Genomic DNA, 5502 nt, shown 5'->3' on the forward strand with positions numbered 1-5502 from the left:
GCTAACTTGGCTTCTTACTTTCGAAACTTAAGCTTCGAAGCGTTGCCGTGTCAGCGAGGAGGCATTATAGAGATTGCGATCACATTGGCAAGCCCTTTTTCTCGTTTTTTTTGATTTTTTTATCGTTTGGGTGTTTTTTATTCTAAAAGGCGAGTTTTCACTACTATTCTACCTCCATACACCCTGTAATCGCCCTGAATAAGGAAAAAAGATGAGCTCAATGAGAAGCTACAAAGGTATAAAGCCTGAACTTGGTGAGCGTGTTTACGTTGACCCAACCTCTGTTTTAGTCGGTGATATCCGAATTGGCGATGATTCTAGCATTTGGCCATTGGTAGCAGCGCGAGGCGATGTAAACCACATTCACATTGGTGATCGAACGAATATTCAAGATGGCAGTGTTTTGCATGTCACCCATAAGAACGCCGAAAACCCAAACGGCTACCCATTGATTATTGGTAATGACGTTACGATTGGCCACAAAGTGATGCTGCACGGTTGTGAGATCCACGATCGTGTTTTGGTTGGTATGGGAGCTATTGTTTTAGATGCTGTTGTAATTGAGTCAGAGGTGATGATCGGAGCAGGCAGTTTAGTGCCACCTGGGAAAGTATTAGAAAGTGGCTACTTATATGTTGGAAGCCCAGTAAAACAAGCTCGCCCTCTATCAGAAAAAGAACGAGCTTTCTTGCAAAAGTCTGCCAACAACTATGTGCAGAACAAAAACGACTACTTAAATGAAGTAAAAGACTTGAACTAAAGCCCTGTTAACCGATAATGATATGGCCTTCTTCGTTGAAGGCTTCATCTTCTATTAGCTCTTCAGCCATTTCTTCTAGGTCGAATCGGTAATCAGTAAACACTTTAATTGCCGCTTGCTCAGTTTCAATCAGTGAACCACTGAGCTTTTCTAGCTTTTGTTTCGTCACAAAGCACTCTATTAGTGCGCCTGATTGTTGCGCCGAAAAGTTTACCGATTGTGATACTTCATCCCATGATTGAATATCTGGGAATAAGATGGATTGATTCATCGCTTATTGACCTTCAAGGTTCTTTCTTAGTTCTCTGAGAACTTGTTTGGCACCAGGACGTAAGCCACGCCAGAGCATAAAGCTTTCCGCAGCCTGCCCAACTAACATTCCAAGACCGTCATACGCATGAGCGGCACCATTCTCTTTTGCCCATAAGTTAAAGCTCGTCACCCCTTTGCCATAAATCATGTCATAGCTTGTACTGTTAGCGGCAAAGATGGAGGATGAAATAGTCGGCAGTTCACCACTAAGAGAAGCGGATGTGGAGTTAATGATGACATCATACTCTTCATCAATACTTGCCATCTCTTTGGCGAGGATAGGACCGTGAGAGACAAACAGCTCTGCAAGCTCCTGTGCTTTACTAAAGGTACGGTTGGTAATGGTTAAAGAGGTCGGCTTTTGATCGAGTAGTGGCTTAATAACACCACGAGCGGCACCACCAGCGCCAATAATTAGGATTCGCGCGCCTTCCAATACAACCTGATGCTGAAGCAGATCTTGCACTAGACCTGCACCATCGGTGTTGTCACCAATGATTTCACCATCATCTAACTTCTTGAGAGTGTTCACTGCGCCCGCCAATTGAGCACGCTCAGTCAGACGGCTAGCAAATTGATAAGCGTCTTCTTTAAATGGCATGGTAATGTTGCACCCCTTGCCACCTTCAGCAAAAAACACCTTCGCCGCGTCAATAAAACCATCAACAGGTGCACTTTCTGCGGTGTACACCAAAGATTGATTAGTTTGACGAGCAAACAAGGTGTGAATGAATGGCGACTTACTGTGTCCGATAGGATTACCAAACACGGCATAGCGATCGATTTGCTGGGTCATTTCCTTACCTTTGTTCCTTACTTAGATATAGAGAAAACAGGGCCACCTGATTACAGATGACCCTATCACTATCTATCTATATAGAAAAGGAGATTCCGTGCTTACCACTCTCGTGGCGTTAGGTATCGCTCGTAAAGTTCAGCTTCTGGCGATCCCGCTTCTGGCTCGTAGCAGTACTCCCAGCGAGCGAGCGGCGGCATTGACATCAGAATCGACTCAGTACGCCCACCACTTTGTAAACCAAATAAGGTGCCACGGTCATACACTAAGTTGAACTCTACGTAACGGCCGCGACGATATAGTTGGAATTCACGCTCACGCTCACCATAATCGATCTCTTTACGACGAGAAACGATCGGCAAATAAGCCTGGCAATAGCCTTCACCGACTGCTTTGATGTAAGCAAAACACTTATCAAATTCCCACTGGTTTAGATCATCAAAGAACAAACCGCCAACACCGCGAGTTTCATTACGATGTGGTAGGAAGAAATATTTGTCACACCATGCCTTATGCTCTTGGTAAACATCGTCACCAAATGGTACACAAAGCTGTTTTGCAGTGTCGTGCCATGATTGGCAATCTTCTTCAAATGGGTAGAACGGCGTTAGGTCAAAACCACCACCAAACCACCAAATTGGGTCTTCGCCATCTTTTTCTGCAATAAAGAAGCGGACATTGGCGTGTGAAGTCGGTACATAAGGGTTTTTAGGGTGAATAACCAAAGAAACACCCATCGCTTCAAAACGACGACCCGCTAGCTCTGGGCGATGCGCTGTCGCAGATGCTGGCATTTCTTTCCCTTCCACATGCGAGAAGTTCACGCCTCCCTGCTCGAAAACAAGGCCATCACGCAAAACACGTGAGCGACCACCGCCACCCAGACGCTCTCCTTTTTCACGTTGCCATGCATCCTCGACAAAGACGGCCTTTCCATCTTCTTGTTCTAACTGCTGACAAATGGAGTCCTGAAGTGACATCAAGAACTGCTTTACGGCGTGCTTATCGATCGCTGACATACGTTATTACCTATTACGTGAAACCTAATGATGGCTGGCTAGCAGGGTTAACCCTGTCTTAATATTTGTGAAGTTTTGGCGTCACGAATCTCGCTGGGTTTATCACGACCGCTGGTCTCGCCACGAAGAATGGCGACCAGCTTATCACCCAACTGCTCTTCGACTTCTTCCGTGGTCATACACGGTGGTAAGCCGGAAAGATTCGCGCTGGTAGAGGTTAACGGCTTTCCGAATGCATTACACATTTTTTGCACCAAAGGATGATCAGTCACACGAACCGCAATTGAATCAAACTGCCCTGAAACCCAGTTGGATACTTTATCGCTCGCTGGCATGATCCAGGTGTATGGGCCTGGCCAAGTGGCATGAACAGTCTGTAATTGTTCTTCAGTCAACTGAGATTCATCAATATAAGGCAAGAGCTGATCATAACTTGCCGCGATGAGAATCAGCCCTTTTTCTACCGGACGCTGCTTGAGCTCTAATAGCTTTTGAATTGCTTCTGGGTTATCTGGATCACATCCGACACCAAAAACCCCTTCTGTTGGATAGGCAATCACTTCGCCTTGCTTGAGTGCGTTGAGCACTTGTTCAAAGTTATCCACCGATTACTTCCTATTTGTTTGACTGTGTTGTTTTCACTAAGTGTACAAATATTCATTCTCAGACACTAAAGCAATTTTTTTATAAAATGTATCAATAGCGCCAACAACAAGACGCAAACGTTTGCTTGAGATAAAAATCCCCGTATAATGCGCACAAATTTATAGCTCACCTAATTTTTGCAGCTTAAAGGAGTTTGAGATGAAAGTCGGTATCATCATGGGTTCTAAATCCGATTGGCCAACCATGAAACTAGCAGCGGACATGCTAGACCAATTTGGCGTGCCTTACGAAACAAAAGTAGTGTCAGCACACCGAACTCCTCAATTACTGGCTGACTACGCCAGTGGCGCAAAAGAACGCGGCATCAAAGTTATCATCGCAGGCGCAGGTGGTGCAGCCCACCTACCAGGTATGGCGGCGGCGTTTACTAGTTTGCCAGTGCTTGGGGTTCCCGTTCAGTCTCGTGCACTGAAAGGTATGGATTCATTGCTTTCTATTGTACAGATGCCAAAGGGAATTGCGGTTGGTACATTGGCGATTGGCGAAGCGGGCGCAGCAAACGCCGGTATCCTAGCAGCGCAAATCCTAGGCACTCATGATGAAAACATCATGGCGAAGGTAGAAGCATTCCGTAATGAGCAAACGGAAACAGTTCTCGCAAATCCAAACCCTGCAGAGGATTAATCAGATGCATGTACTGGTTCTTGGTGCGGGTCAGTTGGCTCGTATGATGTCTCTGGCTGGTGCGCCACTGAATATTCAAATTTCAGCTTACGATGTCAGCAGCGGTGATGTCGTTCACCCTTTAACTCAACAGGTACTTGGCCATGGCTTGGAAAATGCGATTACGCAAGTTGATGTGATTACTGCCGAGTTCGAGCATATTCCACATGACGTGCTCAAAGTTTGCGAAGCGAGCGGCAAGTTCCTACCAAGTACGCAAGCCATCAAAGCAGGTGGTGATCGCCGTATTGAAAAAGCACTGCTTGATGATGCCGGCGTGCGCAACGCGAAATACTACGTCATTGAAACTCGTGAAGACTTTGAGCGCGCAATTGAACACGTTGGTATGCCAATGGTTCTGAAAAGTGCATTAGGTGGTTACGATGGTAAAGGCCAATGGCGCTTAAAAGAAGCTTCTCAAGTCGACGACATTTGGACTGAGATGGCAGAGTGCATCGCGGCAACACCAACTCAAGCGATTGTTGCTGAAGAGTTTGTTCCTTTTAACCGCGAAGTATCACTGGTTGGTGCTCGAAGCAAAGATGGCAGTGTGGAAGTGTATCCTCTGGCAGAGAACGTCCACACCAACGGTGTATTGAGTCTTTCTACTGCGATTGATGCGCCAGGGTTACAGGAACAAGCAAAGCAAATGTTCACGGCAGTCGCAGATAGCCTAGATTACGTTGGCGTATTAGCGCTTGAGTTCTTTGATGTCGATGGGGCACTTTTAGTGAATGAGATTGCTCCACGCGTGCACAACTCTGGTCACTGGACACAGCAAGGTGCAGAAACGTGTCAGTTTGAAAACCATCTGCGCGCAGTGTGCGGCTTACCATTAGGCAGTACGAAATTGGTTCGTGAAACCTCGATGATTAATATTCTTGGTGAAGACACACTACCAGAAGCATTGTTATTAATGGATGGTTGCCACCTTCATTGGTATGGCAAAGAGAAACGTGCAGGTCGCAAGATGGGACACATCAACGTGTGTGGCGACTACCCAGGAGAATTGCACCGTAGGTTGTGCGCTCTGGCAGACATCTTAGACCCAATAGCTTTCCCAGCCGTGCAAGCGTTCGCTAAACAGCCTCAACACTAACGTTTGGCAGCAAAAAAATAAAAAAAGGGTCGCACGATGCGACCCTTTTTAATTCCTTTGTGTTCCGTCCTAAATAAGGTTGACACTTTCCACACCCAAAATTGGAGAGTGTTATGAAATCAACAACTAAAAGAACTCAGCGCGATTACTCCCTCGCTTTTAAACTCACTGTAGTTGATGAGGTTGA

Annotated in this window: 7 protein-coding genes; 3 read left to right on the top strand and 4 right to left on the bottom strand. The window is 46.1% G+C overall.

The window, feature by feature from the left end; genetic code table 11:
- Positions 1-211: 211 nt before the first annotated feature.
- On the top strand, positions 212-760 hold the full coding sequence (locus L3V37_RS23560) for a gamma carbonic anhydrase family protein (protein WP_005379096.1): 549 nt from the start codon (positions 212-214) through the stop codon (positions 758-760).
- A 7-nt stretch (positions 761-767) separates the two neighbouring features.
- On the opposite strand, the gene L3V37_RS23565 is transcribed toward L3V37_RS23560, so the two are convergent.
- The 4 genes from L3V37_RS23565 to L3V37_RS23580 form a co-directional block, all read right to left on the bottom strand.
- Positions 768-1031 carry a DUF1488 domain-containing protein gene (locus tag L3V37_RS23565; protein ID WP_005379090.1) on the bottom strand — a complete coding sequence of 88 codons (264 nt, stop codon included), beginning with the start codon at positions 1029-1031 and terminating at the stop codon, positions 768-770.
- A gap of 3 nt (positions 1032-1034) precedes the next feature.
- Complete coding sequence (gene aroE, locus L3V37_RS23570; RefSeq protein ID WP_213900051.1) at positions 1035-1868, bottom strand: shikimate dehydrogenase; 834 nt, start codon at positions 1866-1868, stop codon at positions 1035-1037.
- A gap of 101 nt (positions 1869-1969) precedes the next feature.
- Positions 1970-2887 (bottom strand): oxygen-dependent coproporphyrinogen oxidase, encoded by a 918-nt coding sequence (hemF, locus tag L3V37_RS23575; protein ID WP_237307298.1) that lies wholly within the window; start codon positions 2885-2887, stop codon positions 1970-1972.
- Between the two features lie 47 nt (positions 2888-2934).
- Positions 2935-3492, bottom strand: coding sequence for an L-threonylcarbamoyladenylate synthase (locus tag L3V37_RS23580; RefSeq protein ID WP_005379084.1), 558 nt, complete (start codon positions 3490-3492; stop codon positions 2935-2937).
- 199 nt (positions 3493-3691) lie between these two features.
- On the opposite strand from L3V37_RS23580, the gene purE reads away from it, so the two are divergent.
- Together purE and L3V37_RS23590 are read left to right on the top strand one after the other, a co-directional pair.
- Positions 3692-4177 carry a 5-(carboxyamino)imidazole ribonucleotide mutase gene (gene purE, locus L3V37_RS23585; RefSeq protein ID WP_005379082.1) on the top strand — a complete coding sequence of 162 codons (486 nt, stop codon included), beginning with the start codon at positions 3692-3694 and terminating at the stop codon, positions 4175-4177.
- Between the two features lie 4 nt (positions 4178-4181).
- Positions 4182-5315: a 5-(carboxyamino)imidazole ribonucleotide synthase gene (locus L3V37_RS23590; protein ID WP_054579450.1), complete on the top strand. Its 1134-nt coding sequence runs from the start codon at positions 4182-4184 to the stop codon at positions 5313-5315.
- Positions 5316-5502: the final 187 nt, after the last annotated feature.

This window comes from Vibrio sp. D54 (genome assembly GCF_021728075.1).
In the GTDB taxonomy this organism is placed as follows: domain Bacteria; phylum Pseudomonadota; class Gammaproteobacteria; order Enterobacterales; family Vibrionaceae; genus Vibrio; species Vibrio alginolyticus.